The organism is Sphingobium sp. FW305-3-2-15-F-TSA7 (genome assembly GCF_058787155.1).
Genome location: NZ_JBYSZM010000006.1, coordinates 9,704 through 31,242 on the forward strand (window position 1 = coordinate 9,704; position 21,539 = coordinate 31,242).

The window sequence follows — 21,539 nt, forward strand, 5'->3', positions numbered from 1 at the left end:
CCCCCCCCCCCCCACGCTCTAGGCCAAGGGAAGCCTAGAAACGAACTTTTGCACCGACCTGGAAATAGCGGCCGATCACATCGTAGATCGCCGACGTGTAGGTCACGTACGGCGGCGCACGATCGAACAGGTTGTTGACGGTGGCGTTCAGCGAGAAATTCTCGGCCACGTTGAACTGGGCGCCAAGATCCACATAGGTGCGGCTCTTGATGTCGTTGTTCGTGATCGCCTGGAGATGGTTGTATTTGCCGCCGCCGACATAGCGGACACGCAGGTCGACGTTCACGTCATTGCCCTGATAGGTGATGCTGCCGGTGCCGCGCCATTTCGGCGTGGTGAAGGCGGCATTGTCGCCGACATCGCCGGCACGATCATAGGTGCTGAGACCGTCATTGATGATCAGCTTGTCGACATAGGTCGCCAGCGCGCGGAAGCGCAGCGAGCCCGCATCGAGCGGCTGGACATAGGACGCTTCGAAATCGATGCCCTGCGTCTTGTAGCTCGCGAGGTTCAGGTTGGTCGCACGGACCTCCGTGATCTTGTTCGAGGAGTCACGGATGATCGCGGCGCACAGTATCTGATTGCCCTTGTCGCACTGGTTGATGATGTCCTGTGCGGTCAGCGATCCGATCACCTTGTCGATCTTGATCTTGTAGAAATCGACCGAGAAATTGAACCGGGGAATGAATTTCGGCGAGAAGGACGCGCCGATCGTCGTCGTTTCGGCGATTTCGGGCACCAGATCGGGATTGCCGCCGCCATAGCGGAAGACCTCGTAGACTTCCTTGTTCCGCTTCGGATCCGTGATCGTCTGGATGTTGGTGGTCCGCGTCGTGAAGAGTTCGCCGATGCTGGGCGAGCGGATATCGCGCGAGCGGACGGCGCGCAGCAGCACGCTGTCGAGCAGCTTGCTGGTCGCACCGATCTTCCACGACCAGATACCGCCGCTATTGCTGTAATCGCTGTAGCGCGCGGCACCGTTCAGATCGAGCGTCGCCGTACCTTCCGCATTGAGCAGCGGCAGCACGACCTCGGCAAAGCCTTCCTTGACGTTGAAACCGCCCTTCAGGCTGCTGAAGTTGAGCGTCGCGAAAGAGTTTGTCTTGGACAGAGGATCGACATCGCCGGTCACCTGGCTTTCCCAGCGTGCTTCGGCGCCGACCGCGATCGAGACCGGTCCGGCCCAGGTCGAGAAGATATCGCCGCGCAGGCTGACGCCCGTCGTGTCGAGCTTGGTTACGGTCCGGTTCGATCCGTTGCCGAAGGCGTAGGCGATCGCGTCGGCCGACGCATTGCCTTCGCCCAGGATATTGAGCGGGCGGCAGGGCGTGTTGGGATTGGTCAGCGCGATCCGGCAGATCGGCCCATTGGGACCGGCGACTGCATCGATCGCATTGGCGAAATTGGCGGTGATCCGCTGATTCTTCAGCGTCTGCCAATTGGTCGCTTCGCCATGGCCATAATAGGCGCTGTATTTCCAGCTACCGCCCAGATTGCCGTCGATGCCGATCGCGCCTTCCTTGTTCTCGCGCTCATAGCCATAGGTCAGCAGACCCATCGGACCGATATCGGCGAGGATGCGGCCGAGGCGGAAACTCGTCTCGCCCGCGGCGGTGAGCTGATTCCGGATTGTTTGCGAAAGATAGGCATTGTCGCGCTGGATGACGAAGCCGCCCGATGCCGCCGACGTCGCGGTCAAGGGATTCACCCGGGCGATATCTGGGAAGAAGCTGAAATTGGCCTGGATCTTCGTATAGCTGCCGTCGATCCAGATCTTGGCGGCGTCGCTGATTTCGTAGCTGGCCCGTGCGAAGACGTTGAAACGCTCATAGGGCGAAGACACGCTCAGATAGTCATATTGGCTGCGCCCGTTGCCGCCGATCGTGGTGGTGGGCAGTGTGCCCGGCAGGTTGGGTGCACTGGGGCTGCTGACCGCGCCATAGCCGAACCGGCTGAGCGTGCCGTCGGGATTGAACGCCTGGCCGCCGAGGATGCCGGTCATGATGATCCCGCCCGGCGTGGCGTTGGCGTAGTTCACATTGTTCTGGAGCGAGAGCTGGCCGTTGAGCGAGAACAGCGAAGCATCCAGATTCGGCCGCTCGCTGCCGTCACGACCCCAGGCGCCCTTGTCGTCGACATATTCGGCCGCGACCATGAAATGACCGCGATCGTCGGCGAACTTGGTGCCGAAACTGCCGTTGAAGGTGTAGCGATTGGCGTCGCCATGCCCCGAGACGCCCGCATTGGCGCCCAGTTCGACGCCCTCGAAATCGTCATTGAGGATGATGTTGACCACGCCCGCGACCGCGCCCGAACCCCAGGCGGCGGATGCGCCGCCGGTGACGACCTCGACGCGCTTGATCACGCTCATCGGGATGTTGTTGAGGTCGCCGCTGCCGGAGAAGCGGCGGCCGTTGAGCAGCGTCAGCGTGCGCACCGCGCCAAGACCGCGAAGGTCGGCGGTCGATGCGCTGGAATTGGTATTGCCCACCGTGCTGGCGGGGGTGGAGGTCGCGCGGAATTGCGGCTGGTCGTTCAGCACCGCGGCGATGCTCGGGCGCGCGCCCTGGCGCAGCTCGACTTCGCCGACCACGGTGGTCGGTGTCGGCGCATCGAAGCCGGCGCGATCGACGCGCGATCCGGTGACGACGATTTCGCTGCCGGCCTGGTCGGCATCGGCGGCTTCGGTCTGGTCGGGCGCGGTCTGTGCGAAGGCGGGCGCGGAGAATGCGATGGCGACGCCAAGCGCGATGGCACTACCGCCATGGGAAAGCGATCGCCAACGAGATTGGATTGCAGAAGTCATATACCGTCCCTTTGTTTTCTAATTTGCCGCGTGAGCCGAGCACATCTGTGTGCGGCTTCTGGCTCCGCGTCTGGTCAGCATCGGGCGTGGATTGCAATAAGTCTAGAAGAATATCCTGATCAGGATAAAAAATTTCTCTGTGGGCTATAATGTCTGGTTATGGGTGCGCCGTTTTCGAAATGGCATGTTCGGCCGAGACGACGGGCAGACTTGCTTGTGACAAGCCTGCCCGCGTCGCTCGCGGTCAGAAGTTCGCGCGAACCCCGAAGGTGAAGTAACGGCCGATCAGATCGTAATAGGGCGAGCTGACGGCGGCCAATGGCGGCTTGCGATCGAACAGGTTCTGGATGCTGCCATAAACCGTCAGGCGATTGCCGTCGCCATAGGGAATATAGGCACGTGCGCCCAGATCGACATAGGTGCGGGCACTGATGCGATTATGTTGCACATTGGCCACCACCTCGTTCGGCGCAAAACCGCTGCCGTTGATGTAACGAGCGCGGAGGTCCGCGCCGAACCGATCGCTCTCATAGTTCGCGGTCAGGGTGCCGCGCCATTTGGGAACCAGGAACACCGCCTGCGAACCCACATAGCCGGCGCCGTTGATCTTGATGACGCCGTTGTCGATGATCAGCGAATCGACATAGTTGGCCAATGCGCGGAGACGCAACTGGCCAGGCAGGCCGATGCCGTCTAGGCGCGTGCGGTAGGACGCTTCAAAATCGACGCCCGTGTTCTTGAACTTGGCGACGTTGATGTACGATGCATTGATCACGGTCAGCACGCCGTTTCCGTCGCGTTCGAGCTGCGCGCAGGCACCCTGGTTTTTCTGGCCATAGCAGCCGTTGACGATCTGCTGCGCGGTCAGGGTCGTGATGACGTCGTCGATCTTGATATTGTAGTAATCGACTGAGAAATCGAGACCGGACAGTGGCGATACGACACCACCCAGTGTGAGGGTATTGGCGATCTCAGGCTTCAGATTGGGGTTGCCGCCTGTGTACAGGATGACCGACGCTGACGGGTGTTTACCTGGTTCCCCGCGCCCCGTGTCTTGCACGGTGGTGAAAAGTGTCGAGCGCTGGCTGAACAATTCCGTCAGGTTCGCGGCACGGATGTCGCGCGAGCGGGTCGCACGCAGCTTGATGCCTTCGGTCACGTCCCAGACGCCGCCGACTTTCCACGACCAGATCGAACCGCCGGTGCTGTAGTCAGAAATACGCGCCGCGGCATTGAGCACCAGCTTGTCGACGAGCGGCAGGTTGGCGAGCAGCGGGACCGCGACTTCGGCGAATCCCTCCTTCACATTGTTGCCGATCTTCGGGATATTGACGCCGTTGATCGTGTTGAAGTTGCCGAGCAGCGAATTGGCGTCATACAAGGTCTGGAAGGATTCCTCGCGATATTCGCCGCCGATGGCGAACGAAACCGGCAGGTTCCACAGTTCGAACGGTTCGCCGCTGATGCTGGCGCCCGCGCTGTCGAGCCAGGTCTTGGTGACCGCATTCCAAACGCCCGTCGAATAGGCGATCGCGGCGGGGTCGGCGCGACCCGAACCGAACAGGTTGAGCGGACGGCACGCCGGATCGTCATTGGAGGTGATCGCATCGGCATTGACCGCGCAGACGATCTGCCCGCCGCTCGACACAGCGTTGATCGCCTTGGCGAACTCCGCCTTCTTGGTCAGGCCCAGTAGCTTCTGGTCTTCGGTGCGTTCGCCATGGCTGAAATACGCGTTGTAGCGCCACTTGCCGTCGCCGAAAGAGCCATCAAAGCCGATCGCTCCCTGGATCGTCTCGCGATCATAGCGATAACGCGCGAGTGACATATCGGTGAGTACGCGGCCCATCCGGAAGCTTGTCTCGCCCGCCGCGGCGAACGTCGCGCGTTGCGCCGCAGTCAGATAGGGGTTGGTCGTCGAGAAGTCGAGCTGACCGACGCCCAGATCGGGGAAGAAGACGCGCTCGTTCCAGACCTTGTTATAACCGCCTTCGACCCAGATCTTGAGCGTGTCGGTCAGATCGTAGCTGGCGCGGGCGAAGACGTTGCCGCGCTCGATCGGTGCCGCCAGCGAACGATATTGGTCGATATTATAACCTTCGCCGCCGATCATGGTCGTTGAATCGTTACGGACGATGCCGAATTGGAAGGGCCGCAGCGAACCGTCAGGATTGAAGGTCTGTCCGGCAAAAACACCAGAACGGATCAGGCCGCCTTCGCTGCGTTGCGATTCATGGATGTTCGCGGTCGGAAAGAGCAGCTTATTGTCGGGGCCGGCATACAGGGCGGTCGAGCCGATCAGCGGGCGCGCATTGCCCGGGATGATGCCCTTGTCCTTCAGATAGTCGCCGCCGATCATGAAGTGGCCGCGGCCGTCGGCGAATTTGAAGCCCGCCGAACCTTCGAACAGATATTTCTGACCGTCGCCGCGCGACGAGATGCCGGTCTGCGCGCCGAGCTCGAAGCCTTCCTTATTGTCGTCGAGCAGCAGGTTGACGACGCCGGCGACGGCGCCCGAACCATAGGCGGCCGAGGCGCCGCCGGTGACGACGTCGATCTGCTTGATCAGCGAATAGGGAACGGTCTGGAGATCGTTCGAGCTGACATAGCGGCGGTTGTTGATCAGCACGAGCGTGCGTGCCGCGCCCAGGCCGCGCAGGTCGGCCGGGGTCTGGCCGGACGACGTCACGGTGTTGGTCGAGGTTGCGCTCTGCGTCTGGCGGAATTGCGGAAGATCGGCGAGCGAAGCGCCGATGTCGGTGCGGCCGGCCTGCTGCAACTCGGTGACGCCGATCACCGTCGTCGGGGTCGGTGCGTCGAAGCCGGCGGTGCTGATGCGCGATCCGGTGATGACGATTTCACTGGAGCCTTCTTCGGCCTGTGCTTCCTGTGGCGCAGTCTGCGCGAAGGCCGGCGCGGCAAAGGCGAGGGCGACGCCCAGCGCGAGCGCGCTGCCGCCACGTGACAAGGTACACCAACGGGTCTGGGATGGGGAGGTCATGCTGTGGTTCCCTTTTGTATATGGCGTCGCGAGCCGGACTCGTCTTCGCGAGTTTGCGTGCTGTTTGACGCCTGTTTTGGCCGAAGCCGGTCGTCGGGTCTAAAACTGGACCCAATCAGGATATAAGTTTCTAAAAGAGAAAATCGATATCGACCACCCGCCTTACGGTTTCACCAACCGAAAGAGCACGTGCGGCTGTGAGCTGAACGACATTTTGCGGTCGCCGGCCGGGCCGTAGAATTGGAGCCGCTCATATGGGCCGCCCTGGCGTGCGCCGGTCACCTGCTCGTAGATCTCCGGGCCGATCTGTTCCCAATAGGTCTTGGTGCCGCCGGCGTCGGTGATCAGGCCGTGCGCGCCGTCCGCCGACACCTTGATGTCGAATTCGGGCCGCGGCGGATCGCTATAGGTGCGGCGATTGGTGCGATACGCCCCGACCGTCGGCGCGGCGGTGCCGGTCCAGCGCGGCGCGGGCGCCACGGGGAAGACCCGGCCGATCATCGCGTTCATCAGTTCGGTTCGGCCGCCATAGCTGCCCTGGCCGCCCGTGGTCGACACGAAGAAGCCGAAATCGGCTTCGGGCGCCAGCACCATATAGGAATGGAAATCGGCGGTGTTGCCACCATGGCCGATCAGGCGCGGGCCCTGTTCGCGCACGACCATATAGCCATGTGCCATCGGCTGCAGCGCCGGTGCGTTGCGGGTCAGGTCGGTGCGCATCAGGCGCATCGTCTCGGGCTTGAGGATCTGGACATTGCCCAGGCGTCCATTGCCGAGATGCGCGAGCATGAAGCGCGCCAGGTCCGGCCCCGTGGCAGAGACCGACCCCGCGGGCATGATGTTCGAATAGAGCTCGAAGGGCTTGGCGACGAGCTTGCCGTCGACCAGCTTGTAGCCGTTCGCCATGTTCGCGGCGCGATCGCCGGTCAGCGGCTCGCGGAACGTCGCGCTCTTCATGCCGAGCGGGCCGAAGATATGCTTGTCGATATAATCGGCGAATTTCTCGCCCGAGACGCGCTGGACGATATAGCCGGCGATCGCCGAGCCATAGTTGGAATAGGATGTTTCGACCCCCGGCTCGCGGACGCGCGTCGGGATATTCTTCGGATCCTTGAGGAAAGTGTCGAGCGGAATCAGCCCCGAAACATCGTCGGTGGTGATGCCGCCCAGATCCTCGAAGCCCGGCGAATGATCGAGCAGGTGCCTGACCAGGATCGGGCGGGTCTGCCCATTCGTCGGGATGGTGAAGTCGAGATATTTGTCGATCGGATCGTCGAGCTTCACCTTGCCCTGCTCGACCTGCTGCATCAGCGCGGTCCAGGTGAACAGCTTGGAGACCGAACCGGGGCGGAACAGCGTCTTTTCGCCGTCGACGGGGATTTTCCGGTCGATATCGGCATAGCCATAGCCGCGCGAGAACAGCACCTTGCCCTTCGACACCACCGTGACCACCGCGCCGGCGACTTCACGCGTCGCGATCTGCTGCGCCATGATTCCGTCGACGAACTCGGCCAGGCCGGCGAGGCGCGCCGGGTCGATCGTGACAGCCGCCGTCCTGGCAGCGGGGGCGCTCTGCGCGAATCCCGGCGAGACCGAGCCCAGCACGAGCGAAAGGCCGATCGCCGTTCCGGTCAGAAACTTCGACAGCCCGCCAGACCGCCCGCCAGACCGCGTTGCATCTCGCATCAGCCCATTCGTCACACGACTCTCCATTCACGCCGCAAGTTCGACCCTGCACGGCGCGGACGCTACACATTGGGATGTAATTTTCCTATTGGGATATTGCCAAATCAGTGAAAAAAATTCGAAATAGAATAGAAATATATATAATATCAATGAGTTAATATCGAATATTCTTTTTGTTGCATTCGAAAGTCGTTGGCGCGAATGTCCTGATCAGAGAATTTTCGGCGAGCCTGTCCGGCATGGCTTGCCTGTCACCCACCATATGCTCGCCGGATCTAGGGAGAGTTTTTCATGTTGAATCAAAAGCTTCGGCTTGCGCTTTTGCCGCTTTTGCTGGCTACGGCCGGAGTCGCGGCGCCCGTGATGGCGCAATCGGCGACTCAGTCGGCGTCGACCGCCGGTCTCGATCAGCAGATTGCGCGCCTTGCCCAGGGTTCGGGCGGCGTTGTCGGCGTCGCCGCCTGGCGGCTCGATGGAAAGGGGCCGCGCATCCTGCTCAACGGCAACGAGGCGTTTCCGATGGCCAGTACCTTCAAGGTTGCGGTGGCGGGCAGGATTTTCGAGCGCGTCGACAAGGGCGAACTGAAGCTCGACCAGATGCTCGATGTGCCGATGGACATGTTCTCGCCGTCTGAAGTGATCGCCGACCGGCTGATCCATCCCGGCGTGAGCCTGTCGGTCTACAATCTGCTCGAACTGATGCTGACGCAGAGCGACAACACCGCGACCGACGTGCTGACCAAGGCCGCGGGCGGCCCGGCCGTCGTCACCGCCTGGGTCCGCGCGCAGGGCGTGACCGGCCAGCGCATCGATCGCGACACCGCCGGCCTGCTGCGCGATTTCTTCGGTGTCGGCCCCGGCCCGTTGGCCGAAGCGTTCGAAGCGGCGGCGAAGGCCAATCCCGATATAGAGCGCAAGGGGAGCCTGCCCGATCCCGCCTTCGACAATGATCCGCGCGACACCAGCACGCCTGAGGCGATGGGCACGCTGCTCACCCGCATCTTCTCCGGCAAGGCGCTGTCTGCGGAAAGCACAAAGGCGCTGATCGGGATCATGGAACGCTGCCGCACGGGTGGGGCGCGACTGCGCGGCAAGATGCCACCGGGCACGAAGGTCGCCAACAAGACCGGCACGATCGGCGGCACAGTCAACGATACCGGCGTGCTCACCTTGCCCGGCGGCGCCGGCCAGATCGTCATTGCCGTCTATGTGAAGAAGAGCGCGGCGCCGGTCGCCGACCGCGAGCGCGCGATCGCCGAGATCGCACGCTCGGTGCATGACTATTTCCTCTTCTCGGCACCCGTGAAGTGAGAGGGCTGAGCATCAAGACGCGGTTTTTCGCTGCTGCGGGGCTTGCCGCGCTTGCGGTCGCAGCGCCGGCGGCCGCGCAGACCTACGACATCGTGATCGCCAATGGCCGCGTCATGGATCCCGAAAGCGGGCGTGATGAGGTGGCCAATATCGGCATCAATGGCCGCGGCATCGCGGCGATCACGACGGACGCGATCAAGGGGCGCCGGATGATCGACGCGAAGAACCTGGTGGTCGCGCCCGGTTTCGTCGATCTCCACGCCCATGGGCAGAATCCGAAGGGCGAATATTATCAGGTGCTCGACGGTGTCACGACCGCGATCGACGCGGAAGGCGGGGCGATGCCGATCGCGCCTTTCATCGCCGCGCTTTCGGGCAAGGCGCTGACCAATTTCGGCGCCACCGCATCGCATCAGTGCGCACGGATGGAAGTGATCGCCAATGCGCCTTGCCACGGCCATTTCGCGATCAATGATGGCGGCGAGACGAGCGATCGCAGGGCCTATACCGCGGCCGCGACACCGGAACAGCAACGCGCGATCGTCGCCGCGCTCGACCGCGAGGTGGCGGCCGGCGCGCTCGGCTATGGCCTGGGCATCGAATATACGCCCGGGGCGAGCCGCGGCGAGATCTACGACATCTTCAAGGCGGCGGCGGCGACGCGCGCGCCGGTCTTTGTCCATGTCCGCAGCCGTCCGCTCGATCCCGCGCCCGGCGTACCGATCGCGGTGGCGCAGGAAGTGATCGCCAATGCGGCGATCACCGGCGCTCCCCTGCAGATCGTGCATCTCCATTCGACGGGCCTGCGCGATACGCCAACCCTGATCGACATGGTCAAGCGCGCGCGCCAGCGCGGCATGGACATCACGTCGGAGGCCTATCCCTATACGGCGGGCAGCACTTCGATCGGCTCCGAGTTCTTCCGCGACGGCTGGCAGGAGCGTTCAGGCATCGGCTATGGCGACCTGCAATGGCCCGCGACGGGCGAACGGCTGACCAAGGACAGCTTCGAACGCTATCGCCGCGAACAGCCCAATGCGGCGGTCGTCATCCACATGATCCCGGAGGATGTGGTCGACGCGATCATCGCGGAGCCCGAAATCTCGATCGCGTCCGACGGCATGCCCTGGGTCACGTCGGGCGAGCATCCGCGCGGCGCCGGCACCTATGGCCGCGTGCTTGGCCGCTATGTCCGCGAACGCAAGACGCTGGATCTGATGGCGGCGCTGCGCAAGATGGCGCTGATGCCCGCGCAGCGGCTGGAGGCGGTTTCGCCGCAAATGGCGAAGAAGGGGCGGCTGAAGGTGGGCGCCGACGCGGACATCGCCATCTTCGACCCCGCCACCGTCAGCGATGTCGCGACTTTCCAGAAGCCGATGCAGGCCTCGGTCGGTTTCCGTCATGTGCTGGTCAACGGCCAGCCCGTGGTGCGCGACGGCAAGCTGGTGGAGAAGGTTTTCCCCGGCGAGGCGATCACGGGGACGGCGAAGGGGCAGTAAGGCTTCGCACGGGGCCGGTTCGCGGGCCCTGCCGAACCGGCACTCACATCGTTCGGGCTGAGCTTGTCGAAGCCCTGTCCTTCTACCTTGGGCCAGAAGAAAAGGCAGGGCTTCGACAAGCTCAGCCCGAACGGGGTGTTGGCGATAATAGCCGGGCTTGCTTGCCATGAGACACCCACAAAAAACCAGGGCGACCCCTTGCGGGACCGCCCTGGTCGCTGGGAGCTTTCGAAAGCTGTCAGCTACACGCGTGGCGCAGCACCGCTCCGGCCTTGACGTTGTCGAGCTTGCCCTGGTCGAGCGCGACCGCGCCGTTGACGATCACCGTGTCGATGCCCGTCGGATAATCGGTCGGATTCTTCCAGCTCGCGACGTCGTCGAGCTTGTCGTAATTGAACACCACGACGTCGGCGCGCATGCCCTGGCGGATCAGGCCGCGATCGCTCAGCCCCATGCGCTGTGCCGGCCAGCCGGTCATCTTGCGCACCGCCTGTTCGAGCGTCAGGATCGGGCGGCGCTTCACATATTCGGCGATGACGCGCGGGAAGGTGCCGTAGGAACGCGGATGGGGCAGGCCGAGCGTGTCGACCTTGCCCGGCGTGGCGGAGGCGCCGGCATCGCTGCCGATGCTGACCCAGGACTGGCGCAGGGCGGCCTCGATATCCTGCTCGCTCATCATGAAATAAAGCGCCATCGAGCGTTTGGGATATGCCGCGACCACAATGTCCCATGCCGCGTCGGCCGGGTCGATGCCCAGTGCCGCGCCGATTTCGGCGAAGCTCTTGCCGTTGAACTTCTCATATTTGGGGTTCTGCGGATTGGCGAGCACCACCTTGTCCCAGCCGCCCGAAGCCTCGACCAGATTCGACCAGTCGGACATCGATCCGGCGGCCACCTGCTGCTTCAGCTTGGCGCGGACCGCGGGATCCTTCAGCCGTTCGATGCCTTTTTCGACGCCGTCGGCCCAGACCCAGTTGGGCACGGTGATCTCGACCCCGGTTCCTCCGGCGGTATAGGGATACATGTCCGCCGCGATATCGACGCCGCGGGCGCGGGCGCTGTCGACCAGCGCGACCGCCTTGGGCATGCCCTTGCCCCATTGCGGCGCATAGGCGTTTTTGAGGTGGAAGATCTCGACCTTGACGCCGCCCTTCTCGCCGATCGCGATCGCTTCTTCGATCGCGGGGATCAGCTTGGAGCTCTCCTCGCGCATGTGCGTGGCGTAGAAGCCGTTGCACTGCGAGGCGACCTTGGCGAGCTTGATCAGGTCCTCGGTGGTCTGGAAGCTGCTCGGCGGATAGATGAGCGCGCTGGTGATGCCGAAGACGCCCGCGCGCATCGCGATGCCGACTTCCTTCTCCATCGCCGCCATCTGCGCCGGGGTGGGCGCGCCCGCCTTGTCGCCCATGATCTGCATGCGCGCCTGGTGGGTGGCGTAATAGGTGCCGAAATTGACGCCGATGCCCTGGGTTTCGAGCTGCTTGAAATAGTCGGGGATCTTCGCGGCCTCGACGGGGGTGCCGCCTTCGCCCGCGATCACGGTGGTCACGCCCTGGCGCAATTTGTTCTCGGCCGCGCCGTTTTCGAGCAGCACTTCGCCGGACTGGTCCATCATGTCGATGAAGCCGGGCGCGACATAGCGGCCCTGCGCATTGATCTCGCGCTTGCCGCGCGCGGTGATCGTGCCGACCTTCGCCACGCGGCCGTCCTTGATGCCGACATCGGCGCTCACCCAGGGATTGCCCGCGCCGTCGAGCACGCGCCCGCCACGGATGACGATGTCATATTCGGGCGCGCCGGATTGGGCCGAGGCATTGGAGGCGAGCAGCGCGGCGGTGCAACCGAGCAGCAGCGCGCGGCCCAGGGTGCGCGGAAAGAGCGTCATTGGGGAAACTCCTGGGGACGGGAGGCGGTGATCGGCATGAAGCCGGGGCCAGGTGGGCACGCTCGTCGCGCGTCCGCCATGGCCCCGGCCATGTTCATTTCAGGCAGTTCTCGACGAGCGCGGCGAACGCCTCGCCGCCGCGGATGGGATCGGCGACGGGCAGACCCAGCCGCTCGCTTTCGGCGGCCATCACGCGCTCGGCTTCCTCGGCGGTGAGCTTCGACGTGTTCATCGAGATGCCGCCGCATCGGATATTGGGATTGGTGCGCCGACCGAGGATCAGGTTGAGTTCGATCGTCTCTTCGATCGACGGGACCGCATATCCCGCCGTGCCGAGCATCTCGGTGCGGCCGGGCTCGTGGCAGACCACGATCACATCGGGCTGGCTGCCGTGGAGCAGGCCGAGCGAGACCGCGGCATAGGCGGGGTGGTAGAGCGAGCCTTGGCCCTCGACCACGTCCCAGTGATCGTCGGCGGCGTCGGGGCTGAGGATTTCAGCGGCGCCCGCCTCGAAATCGGAGACCACGGCGTCCATCGGCATGCCACCGCCGGCGATCATGATGCCGGTCTGGCCGGTCGCACGGAAATCGGCGGAAACCCCGCGCTCGGCGATGGCGCTGGCCAGCGCGAGCGCGGTGTATTTCTTGCCGAGCGCGCAATCGGTGCCCACCGTCAGGATGCGCTTGCCCGAACGCTTGCGGCCCGTGCCGACGGGCAGGCTGGCGGGGGGAACGCGGATGTCGATCAGGCGGCGACCGAGCCGCGTGGCGGCGTCGTCGAGCTGCGGAATGTCGCTCAGCCGGACGTGCATGCCGCTGACGATGTCGAGGCCTGCTTCGAGCGCCTCGACCAGCGAGGCGATCCAGTTCGGTGCGAGTACGCCGCCGCTATTGGCGACGCCGATGACGAGCGCGCGGGCGCCGGCCGCATAGGCCTGGGCCGGCGTCATGTGCGGCAGGCCGGTGGTGACCGTGGCACCGATGCTGAACTCGCCGACGCATTTGTCGCCCGCCCAGTCGCGCAGACCGAATGCCGTCTTGGCGAAGCCGGGCTCCACTGTGTCCGCGAGGAACAGCAGGTAGGGCTGGGGAAGTCGAATGGCTGATCCCTGCTCGGGATCGAATTGAGCGTTCATGCGAGTACTCTGTCTGTGGTCCGTTTTGGACCGTGTGGAAATGGAAGGGGTCAAACCCAGGTATCGCCCAGCAGGCGACGGAAATTGCCGCCGAGAATTGCTGAGATGTTGGCGTCGGAATAATTGCGGCGGATAAGCTCCTCGGTGAGGTCGAACATTTTCATCGGATGGTCGAAGCCGTCGGTGTCGAGCTTGTCGCGAAAGGCGTAGCTTTCCTTGTAGCCGCTCTTGAGCATCTTGTACTGATCGGCCGGCATGTCGTCATAGCCGTTGAGATCGGCATCGGAGCCGATGCCGACATGGTCGACGCCGATCAGCTTCACGACATGGTCGATATGATTGACCATCTCGACGATCGTCGTCGGTTCCTTGCCGCTGACGAAATTGCGAACGCCGGTGATGCCCATCACGCCGTTCTTCTTGCCGAGCGCCAGGATCGCCTCGTCGCGCTTCAGCCGGGGATGGTCGTTGAGCACGCGGCAATTGCTGTGCGTGATCGCGATCGGCTTGGTCGAGATGTCGATCGCGTCGAGCGTCGTCTTGTCGCCCGAATGCGAGACGTCGACGAGCATGCCGACTTCGTTCATCGCCTTGATGATCGCGGCGCCATAGTCGCTGATGCCGCCGTCGACCCGGTCGGTGCTGCCCGATCCCAGCCGGTTCTGGCTGTTATAGGTGAGCTGCGAGCAGCGCTGGCCGAGCTGGTAGAAGGTCTTCACGTCCGCGACGGTTTCGAAGTGATCCGAATTCTGCAGGCCCATGATCACCGCGCATTTGCCCTCGCGCTTGGCGCGGTCGAGATCGGTGCCGAGGCCGACCAGCGAGAAGACGTGCGAATTGCGGCCGGCAAAGCCCTGCCACGCGTTCATCCATTCCAGCACGCTGGAGCGGGCGTCCGCGCCGCCGACACCGACGGCGTTGTGGAAACCGGTGATGCCGCTGGCGCGGAATTCGGCGGCGTCCTTCTCGCTCAGCGGTGCCGCGAAATATTCGGGGCGGAAGTCGAGCTTGATCGGCGCCAGCATGTCGATCACCAGCGACTTGCGCACCAGGTCGATCGCCCGCTTCGAATAGGTCTTGGGCGACGCCGCGTTCAACCGGTACTGGCCCAGATTGATCATCGGAAAACCCGCGACTGCGGCAACTGCCGCCGCGCCGCCACCCAGCAGCCGGCGCCGCGACATTCTGACATCCTGCTGCATTGTCACTCCCCGATTCTACGATCCTGATCAGGATCATATTGTCCCAAGATGAAAAGTCAAACCTTCACTCGCCGACGGCGCGTGCGACCACGCCGCCCTTCATCACGAAAGCCATGGTTTCGAGCGTGCGGACGTCGTTCAGCGGATCGCCTTTCACCGCGACGATATCCGCGGCCTTGCCGGGCGCGATCGAGCCGATCTCGGCCGACAGCCGGGCATGATCGGCCGCCCAGACCGTCGCCGCGCGGATCGCGTCGAGCGGGGTGAAGCCCGCCTGCACGAGCAGCGCGAATTCCTTGGCATTCTCGCCATGCACCGAAACGCCGCTGTCGGTGCCGAACGCGATCTTGACGCCGCCGACGCGCGCGCGTCGGGCCATGTCGAGCATCTGCGGACCGACCTGCAGTGCCTTGGCGCGCACCGGCGCGGGCATCCATTCGGCCGTCTTGGCCTGGCGCGCCACGGTGTCGCCGGCAAGCTGGGTGGGGACGAGATAGGTGCCCTTGGCCTTCATCATGCGGATCGATTCGGCGTCGAGGAACGTGCCGTGCTCGATCGAATCGACGCCCGCGCGCAGCGCCGCGTTGACGCCGTCAGTGCCGTGCGCGTGTGCCGCGACCTGCCGGCCCAGCCGGTGCGCGGTCTCGACCAGCGAGGTCAGTTCGGCATCGCTCATCTGCTGGCCGACGCCGGCCGCCGTTGCCGACATCACCCCGCCGGTCGACGCCGTCTTGATGATGTCCGCGCCGCTCTGCACCGCCTGGCGCACCGCGCGCGCGCAATCGTCGGCGCCCGAACACAAGGTGGGCGAGCGGTACAGGTCGAGGATCTCCTGGCGATAACCCTGGATGTCGCCATGGCCGCCATGTGCCGCCACCCCGCCGGCGGCAATCATCCGCGGGCCGATGATCTTGCCCGCGGCGATCGCGTCGCGCATCGCGAAGGTCACTTCGGGCGTGCCGCCCAGGTCGATCACGGTGGTGAAGCCGGCACGGACGGTCCGCCTGGCATAGACGACGCCGTCGAGCAGCACGTCGGAATCGGACTTGGTCACCGCGTCGAGGCGCGCGTTCGGTCCGTTCTCCGAAGTGATGTGGACATGGCTGTCGATGAAGCCGGGCAGCACGAAGGCGTCGCGCAGGTCGATCACCTTGCCCTCGCCGACAAAGCCGTCGCGGATCTCGACGATGCGTCCGTCACGGACGACGACGGTCTTGTTGCTGTCCACCCGTCCGCTTGCCGGATCGGCGAGCAGCCGCCCGGCCTGGATATAGGTGGCGCCGTCCGCCTGCGCGGCGGCGGGTGCCGCGCCCCAGACGATCGCGGTGGCCGCGGCGGCGGTCGCCAGGCGGCGGAGGGTGCTCAGCGCGCTCATGCCGGCACCGCCATTTCGGCCGTGCGGCCCCAGATCGCTTCGTCGCACCAGGCGAGGCCGCCGCTATAGTCGATGGCGGGGGTCCGGTCGGACGCCAGGAAGATCGGCCCGTCGAGATCGACGATGTCGCAGAGCTGTCCGAGGATGAAGGCCGGCGCCATGGCGAGGCTCGACCCGACCATATTGCCGACCATCACGCTCAGCCCCGCTTCGCGCGCGGCATGCGCGATCATCAGCCCCTCGGTGAGGCCACCGCATTTGTCGAGCTTGATATTGACGACGTCGAAGCGGCGGACCAGTCCGGGCACATCGGCCAGCGACAAGGCGCTTTCGTCGGCGGCGATCGGGATCGGGCATTCGAACCCGTCGAGATCGGCCTCGCGTCCGCGCGGCAGCGGCTGTTCGAGCAATTTCACATCGGCGTCGACGAGCGCGCCGACCAGCGGCTCGAGCGCGTCGATCGCAAAGCCCTGATTGGCGTCCACGCCTATCCAGCATTCGGGGCGCGCCGCCCGGACGGCGCGAACGCGCGCGATATCGATGTCGAGATCGCCGGTCAGCTTGAGCTTCAGCGCGCGCGCAGAGGCATAGCCCAGCGCGCCTTCAGCCATCACCGCCGGATCGTCGGCGCCGAGCGTGAAGGTGGTGAGCAGCGGTCTGGGCGCTTCCAGCCCCGCCAGCGTCCAGACCGGTTGGTCGGTGCGGCGGGCTTCGAGTTCCCACAACGCGCAGTCGATGGCATTGCGTGCGCCGCCCGGGGGCAGCAGGTCGCGCAGCCCCTCTCGCGTGACGCCCTGTTCGATTTCGCCGCGGACCCGCTCGATCGCGGCCACCATCGCAGGAGCGTTCTCATAGAGATAATAGACGCCCGAGGCTTCGCCGCGTCCGCTGGCGGTGCCGTCGGAAAGCGTCACCACAACCACGTCCGACTGGGTGAAGACGTGTCCGGAGATCCGGAACGGCTTGGCCAGCGGCAGCGATTCGACCGTAACGGCCAGGGAAAGAGTCATTGTCGGGTCCTTCATAGTGAGATCAGAAATTGAGACCGAAGCCGATCAGGCCGTAGCCGACCGCGCCCCACAGGATGATCGCTCCCGAGAGCGCGACCAGAAGGCTCCAGATCCTGGCCGTCCAGCCGTGTTTGCCCCGCCAGATGCGCCACGCATTCCACAGCGCGATGACGACCAGGCCGACAAAACCGAGCAGGCCCGCCGACTGGAGCAGGATGATCAGCCAGTCGAGCCGGCCGTTGAGATTGGCGAAGCTCGCGCTCATCGCCGAGAAGGCATAGGCCCAGCCCGCCGGCACCAGCAGGGCGAGCAGCGCGAAGCCGCGGACGAGGTGATAGGCGTTGCGATCCTGCCCGGTCAGCGGCAGCGCGGCGCCATAGACGCGGCGGGCGATCGCGGCGGCGGGCCAGGACAAAGCGGTGATCAGCAGGATGGCGAAGGCGATCCAGGCCAGCGGATTGAGCCAGCTCTTGTCGGCATACCAGGGCGCGCGTTCGAAGAGCATGAACGGGGATGTCGAATCGAAGCTGAAGCGGACGACCTTGCCGTCGACCAGCTTCGCGGCAAGCCGCAGGTCGCCGCCGACCTCGCGCCAGACGAACGGCGCGATCTCCACCCATTTGCGCGGCGCGCCGCCGAGCGTGCGGTTGGCCTCGATCAGCAGCGATCCGTCGGGCGTGGCGCCGACGGTGACCTGGCCGAGCAGTGCGCCCGTAAACATGAAGCTCGATTGCGAGCGGCGGCTGACGATGTAGTTGCCCGCGATCATCCGGACATGTTCTGCGGCGGTCTTCGCGTCGACCCGGCTGTCGCGGGGCTGGCCGGGGAAATAGCGGTCGGCGAACTGCGTCAGCAATGCGCTGCGGATCGCGCCGGCCGCGCCTTCCTTGCCCGAACTGTTGAGCGAGACGAACATGCCGACATGGTCGTCGAGGAACAGCCAGAGCGCGCTGTGGAACAGGCGCGTGTCACCGCCATGCGCGATGATGCGATGGCCGTTCATGTCCTGCTCGTAAAAGCCCAGCGCCATGCGGTTGAGCGGCGGGATGACGTCGAGATGCGTGGTGTGCATCATGTTCGCGGTCTGCGGCGAAAGCAGCGGGCCGCCCTGCGCCAGATGCGCGATCATGAAGCGCGCCATATCGGTGCCGGTTGCCGACAGGCTGCCGGCGGGCGCCGCCTCCACCACTTCGAACGGCATCGGCTTGCCCGATCCCAGCATATAGCCTTTCGACATCAGCGACTGGAGATTGGCGGGCAGCGGCTGGCGGAAGGTGGAGCGCGCCATGCCGAGCCGGCCGAAGATGTTGCGTTCGACATAGTCGTCGAACGGCAGGCCGGAGACGCGCTGGACGATATAGCCGGCAAGCGCCGTGGCATAGTTGGAATAGGCCGGGGTCGTGCCCGGATCGAAGATACGCTTCGGCGTCCAGCGCTTGACCATGGTCGCGAGCGGGGCGGGGGCGGGCGTGTCCGCCACCAGCCCACGGGACGCCTCTTCGAAGCCGGCGGTGTGCGTCATGATGTTGCGCAGCGTGATCGGCTTGCCGTCGCGCGGCGGGATCCTGAAATCGAGATAGGTGTTCACATCGGCGTCGAGATCGAGCTTGCCCTGCTCGACGAGCTGCATGACCGAGGTCCAGGTGAACAGCTTGGACACCGATCCCGGACGGAACATCGTGGCGTCGGGGTCGACGGGCTTGCGCCCTGCGACGTCGGAGAAGCCATAGCCGCGCTGGGTCAGCACCTGGCCGTCCTTGACGATCACGACGACGCCGCCGGCGACGTCGCCGCGCTGAAGGGCGTAGGGGAAGAATCCGTCGAGCCAGGCGTCGGCATCGGCCTTGGTCAGCGCCCGCGCGCCGGCGACGGGTGTCGCGGGGATGGCCGCGGGTGGAGAAACGGCTCTGGGTGCGATCGGCGCGGGGGCCTGGGTAGCGCCCGGTGCCGCCGTCAGGCCGATCAATGCGGCGAACGCAAGTTTCAGGCGCTTCATTACCGACCCCCTTCCCAAAAAATACACCGCGATCCGTTCGGCAAGGCAATTGATTGCGCTCGGGCGGCCGCGGGGATATCGTGGATACCTAGGAACGACAGAATGTATCCTGATTGGACAATAATGATCCTGTTCGGAAAATTGTCAATTGGGGGATGATCGAATTTGGATTTTCTCGAGGGGGCTGAACGATGAAGGGGGAGCAACCCACGCTGGGTGCGTTGATACGGGGGTTGCGCACGCGCAACAGCTGGACGCTCAAGGAAATGAGCGACCATAGCGGCATTCCGATCTCCACTCTGTCGAAGGTCGAGCATGACCGGCTGACGCTGACCTATGACAAGCTTCTCCAACTGAGCCAGCGGCTCAACATCCGCATGTCGGAACTGTTTGCCGAGGATGCGCCGGGGACGGGTGAAACGCCGGTGACGGCGCGGCGCAGCGTCGGCGACCGCGATCGCGCGGTGCGTGTCCAGACCTCGAACTACGACTATTATTATCTGTGCACCGAATTGCGTCGGAAACGGATGATTCCGATCTATACGCGGATCCGTGCGGCATCGGCCGACGAGTTCGGCGAGTTCGTTCGGCATCCGGGCGAGGAATTCGTCTATGTCGTGAAAGGACGGATCGTCGTCCACACCGAATTCTACGACCCGATTCCGCTCGACGAAGGCCAGTCGATCTACATCGATTCGACGATGGGGCACGCCTATGTCGCCGGCAAGGATTGCAAGGAAGCGATCGTGATCGCGGTCTGCTCCAGTGCCGAGGACGGGCTGATGGATTCGCTGATGAACCTTCATGGCGAGGATGCGACGACCGAAGACCTGTCCTGATCCGACCGCTGCCGCACGGATTGCGGCGGGTGCCGGCCGGGCCGGTCACCGGCAGCTATGGCGCAGCACCTTTCCGGCGCGAGCGCCCGTTGCCTGCCCCTTGTCGATCGTGACGACGCCGTTGACGATCACATCGTCGAACCCGGTGGGAGAGGCGAGCGGCTTTTCATAGTTGGCGACATCGTCGACCCTGGCGAGATCGAAGACGAGCAGGTCGGCGCGCATGCCCTCTCGCACCAGTCCGCGATCGCTCAGCCCCATGCGTTCGGCGGGCCAGCTCGTCATCTTGCGCACCGCGTCCTCCAGCGTCAGGATCGGGCGCCGTTTGACATATTCGGCGATCACGCGCGCATGATTGCCATAGGCGCGGGGGTGGGGCAGCCCCAGCCCATCGACCTGGCCGTAATTTTCGGCCGCGCCGGCATCGCTGCCGATGGAGACCCAGGGCTGGCGCAGCGCCAGTTCGATATCCGGCTCCCCCATCATGAAATACAGCGCCATTGCGCGCTTGGGCAACGCGCCGATCATGATGTCCCACGCGGTATCGGCTGGATCCTTGCCGAGCGCCTTGGCGATCGCGGCGATGCTCTTGCCGTGATATTGCCGATAGGCGTCGGCATAGCCGTTCGCCAGGATGACATTCTCCCAGCCGCCCGACGCTTCGACGAAATTGGACCAGTCGGGCTGCGATCCGGCCATCACTTCCTTTTTCAGCCGGGCGCGAACCGCGGGATCCTTGAGCCGCTCGATCCCCTTGGCCTTGCCCTCGGCCCAGACCCAGGTGGGGACGGTGATGTCGAGCCCGGTTCCGCCGGCGGGATAGGGATACATGTCGGCGGCGACATCGACGCCGCGCGCCCGCGCTGCGGCGATGGTGGCGACCGCCTGCGGCATCAGCTTGCCCCAGCCGGGGCGGTAACCGGCCTTCAGGTGGAAGATCTCGACCTTGACCCCACCCTTTTCGCCGATCTCGATCGCTTCCTCGATCGCGGGCACCAGCTTTGCCGCTTCGTCGCGCATATGCGTAGCGTAATAGCCGCCGCAGCGCCCAGCGACCTTGGCCAGCGCGACGAGATCGGCGGTCGACTGGAAATTGCTCGGCGAATAGACGAGCGCGGTGCTGATGCCGAACACGCCGCCACGCATGGCGGTCTCGACTTCCTGCTCCATCACCTTCATCTGCTCGGGGCTAGGCGTGCCGGCGGTGTCGCCGAGCACTTTGGAGCGCGCCTGCATCGCCGAATAATAGGTGCCGAAATTGACGGCGATGCCCTGTTTCTCGAGCGTTTCGAAATAGGTCGGGATATCCTTGGCTTCGACCGGCGTGCCGCCTTCGCCCGCGATCACCGTCGTCACGCCCATGCGCAGCTTGTTCTCGGCGCCACCGTTTTTGAGCAGCACGCGGCCGGACTGGTCCATCATGTCGATGAAGCCGGGCGTGACATAGCGGTCGCGCGCGTCGATCTCCTTCGCGCCGCGGCCGGACACGTCACCGACGCGGACGATATAGCCGCCCTTGACCGCGACGTCGGCGCGTACCCAGGGATTGCCGGCACCGTCGAGCACGCGACCGCCGCGGATGACGATGTCATATTGCGGGGCGGGCGCATTGGACACCAGGAGCAGCGCGGCGGCGGAAAGCAGGAAGCGTTTCATGCGGATCACCTCGACGTTGACGGGTTCTTCGAGACGGATTCTTCGGGCGGGAAACCTCCTCACGCCAGCCGCATCATCTTTGGCGGGTTTTCCCGAGAACGCACGCAGTCATCGCACGGGATTTTCCGTGACGCAACA

13 protein-coding genes are annotated in these 21,539 nt (G+C 64.5%); 3 read left to right on the plus strand and 10 right to left on the minus strand.

All coding sequences use genetic code 11. The features are described 5' to 3' along the window. Positions 1 to 34: 34 nt before the first annotated feature. The 3 genes from AC3WN8_RS05790 to AC3WN8_RS05800 form a co-directional block, all read right to left on the minus strand. On the minus strand, positions 35 to 2,806 hold the full coding sequence (locus AC3WN8_RS05790; protein ID WP_492668447.1) for a TonB-dependent receptor domain-containing protein: 2,772 nt from the start codon (positions 2,804 to 2,806) through the stop codon (positions 35 to 37). Between the two features lie 244 nt (positions 2,807 to 3,050). Further along, positions 3,051 to 5,807 carry a TonB-dependent receptor gene (locus AC3WN8_RS05795; protein ID WP_492668448.1) on the minus strand — a complete coding sequence of 919 codons (2,757 nt, stop codon included), beginning with the start codon at positions 5,805 to 5,807 and terminating at the stop codon, positions 3,051 to 3,053. Positions 5,808 to 5,969: 162 nt separating this feature from the next. Next, on the minus strand, positions 5,970 to 7,493 hold the full coding sequence (locus tag AC3WN8_RS05800) for a serine hydrolase domain-containing protein (protein WP_492668449.1): 1,524 nt from the start codon (positions 7,491 to 7,493) through the stop codon (positions 5,970 to 5,972). A 291-nt stretch (positions 7,494 to 7,784) separates the two neighbouring features. Here AC3WN8_RS05800 and bla point away from each other — a divergent pair, with 291 nt between their 5' ends. Beyond that, entirely contained in the window at positions 7,785 to 8,804 is a 1,020-nt protein-coding gene (gene bla, locus AC3WN8_RS05805) for a class A beta-lactamase (protein ID WP_492668450.1), read from the plus strand. Further along, on the plus strand, positions 8,801 to 10,303 hold the full coding sequence (locus AC3WN8_RS05810; protein ID WP_492668451.1) for an amidohydrolase family protein: 1,503 nt from the start codon (positions 8,801 to 8,803) through the stop codon (positions 10,301 to 10,303). The genes bla and AC3WN8_RS05810 overlap by 4 nt, the downstream gene beginning before the upstream one ends. A 238-nt stretch (positions 10,304 to 10,541) precedes the next feature. Here the strand turns inward: AC3WN8_RS05810 and AC3WN8_RS05815 are convergent, their stop codons facing one another. The 6 genes from AC3WN8_RS05815 to AC3WN8_RS05840 all read right to left on the minus strand — a co-directional run bounded on the left by AC3WN8_RS05815 (position 10,542) and on the right by AC3WN8_RS05840 (position 18,906). Next, positions 10,542 to 12,188, minus strand: a complete 1,647-nt coding sequence (locus tag AC3WN8_RS05815) for an N-acyl-D-amino-acid deacylase family protein (RefSeq protein WP_492668452.1) — start codon at positions 12,186 to 12,188, stop codon at positions 10,542 to 10,544. Positions 12,189 to 12,282: 94 nt separating this feature from the next. Then, on the minus strand, positions 12,283 to 13,323 hold the full coding sequence (locus tag AC3WN8_RS05820) for an N-acetyltransferase DgcN family protein (protein WP_492668453.1): 1,041 nt from the start codon (positions 13,321 to 13,323) through the stop codon (positions 12,283 to 12,285). Positions 13,324 to 13,373: 50 nt separating this feature from the next. Beyond that, complete coding sequence (locus AC3WN8_RS05825) at positions 13,374 to 14,507, minus strand: dipeptidase (RefSeq protein ID WP_492668454.1); 1,134 nt, start codon at positions 14,505 to 14,507, stop codon at positions 13,374 to 13,376. Between the two features lie 82 nt (positions 14,508 to 14,589). Further along, positions 14,590 to 15,900, minus strand: coding sequence for a metal-dependent hydrolase family protein (locus AC3WN8_RS05830; RefSeq protein WP_492668455.1), 1,311 nt, complete (start codon positions 15,898 to 15,900; stop codon positions 14,590 to 14,592). Next, on the minus strand, positions 15,897 to 16,910 hold the full coding sequence (locus AC3WN8_RS05835) for a dipeptide epimerase (protein ID WP_492668456.1): 1,014 nt from the start codon (positions 16,908 to 16,910) through the stop codon (positions 15,897 to 15,899). Before AC3WN8_RS05835 ends, AC3WN8_RS05830 begins: the two co-directional genes overlap by 4 nt. A gap of 22 nt (positions 16,911 to 16,932) precedes the next feature. Then, a complete protein-coding gene (locus AC3WN8_RS05840) occupies positions 16,933 to 18,906 on the minus strand; it encodes a serine hydrolase domain-containing protein (RefSeq protein WP_492668457.1) in 1,974 nt (657 codons plus the stop codon). Positions 18,907 to 19,097: 191 nt separating this feature from the next. On the opposite strand from AC3WN8_RS05840, the gene AC3WN8_RS05845 reads away from it, so the two are divergent. Next, positions 19,098 to 19,745, plus strand: coding sequence for a helix-turn-helix domain-containing protein (locus AC3WN8_RS05845; RefSeq protein ID WP_492668458.1), 648 nt, complete (start codon positions 19,098 to 19,100; stop codon positions 19,743 to 19,745). Between the two features lie 45 nt (positions 19,746 to 19,790). Here AC3WN8_RS05845 and AC3WN8_RS05850 read toward each other — a convergent pair whose 3' ends face one another. Continuing rightward, complete coding sequence (locus tag AC3WN8_RS05850) at positions 19,791 to 21,401, minus strand: N-acyl-D-amino-acid deacylase family protein (RefSeq protein WP_492668459.1); 1,611 nt, start codon at positions 21,399 to 21,401, stop codon at positions 19,791 to 19,793. Between the last annotated feature and the right edge of the window lie 138 nt (positions 21,402 to 21,539).

What these genes read in the sequence shown, in the direction of transcription:
- AC3WN8_RS05790 (WP_492668447.1), bottom strand. Translation starts at nt 2,806, where the DNA reads ATGACTTCTGCAATCCAATCTCGTTGGCGATCGCTTTCCCATGGCGGT.
- AC3WN8_RS05795 (WP_492668448.1), bottom strand. Translation starts at nt 5,807, where the DNA reads ATGACCTCCCCATCCCAGACCCGTTGGTGTACCTTGTCACGTGGCGGC.
- AC3WN8_RS05800 (WP_492668449.1), bottom strand. Translation starts at nt 7,493, where the DNA reads ATGCGAGATGCAACGCGGTCTGGCGGGCGGTCTGGCGGGCTGTCGAAG.
- bla (WP_492668450.1), top strand. Translation starts at nt 7,785, where the DNA reads ATGTTGAATCAAAAGCTTCGGCTTGCGCTTTTGCCGCTTTTGCTGGCT.
- AC3WN8_RS05815 (WP_492668452.1), bottom strand. Translation starts at nt 12,188, where the DNA reads ATGACGCTCTTTCCGCGCACCCTGGGCCGCGCGCTGCTGCTCGGTTGC.
- AC3WN8_RS05820 (WP_492668453.1), bottom strand. Translation starts at nt 13,323, where the DNA reads ATGAACGCTCAATTCGATCCCGAGCAGGGATCAGCCATTCGACTTCCC.
- AC3WN8_RS05825 (WP_492668454.1), bottom strand. Translation starts at nt 14,507, where the DNA reads ATGTCGCGGCGCCGGCTGCTGGGTGGCGGCGCGGCGGCAGTTGCCGCA.
- AC3WN8_RS05830 (WP_492668455.1), bottom strand. Translation starts at nt 15,900, where the DNA reads ATGAGCGCGCTGAGCACCCTCCGCCGCCTGGCGACCGCCGCCGCGGCC.
- AC3WN8_RS05835 (WP_492668456.1), bottom strand. Translation starts at nt 16,910, where the DNA reads ATGACTCTTTCCCTGGCCGTTACGGTCGAATCGCTGCCGCTGGCCAAG.
- AC3WN8_RS05840 (WP_492668457.1), bottom strand. Translation starts at nt 18,906, where the DNA reads ATGAAGCGCCTGAAACTTGCGTTCGCCGCATTGATCGGCCTGACGGCG.
- AC3WN8_RS05845 (WP_492668458.1), top strand. Translation starts at nt 19,098, where the DNA reads ATGAAGGGGGAGCAACCCACGCTGGGTGCGTTGATACGGGGGTTGCGC.
- AC3WN8_RS05850 (WP_492668459.1), bottom strand. Translation starts at nt 21,401, where the DNA reads ATGAAACGCTTCCTGCTTTCCGCCGCCGCGCTGCTCCTGGTGTCCAAT.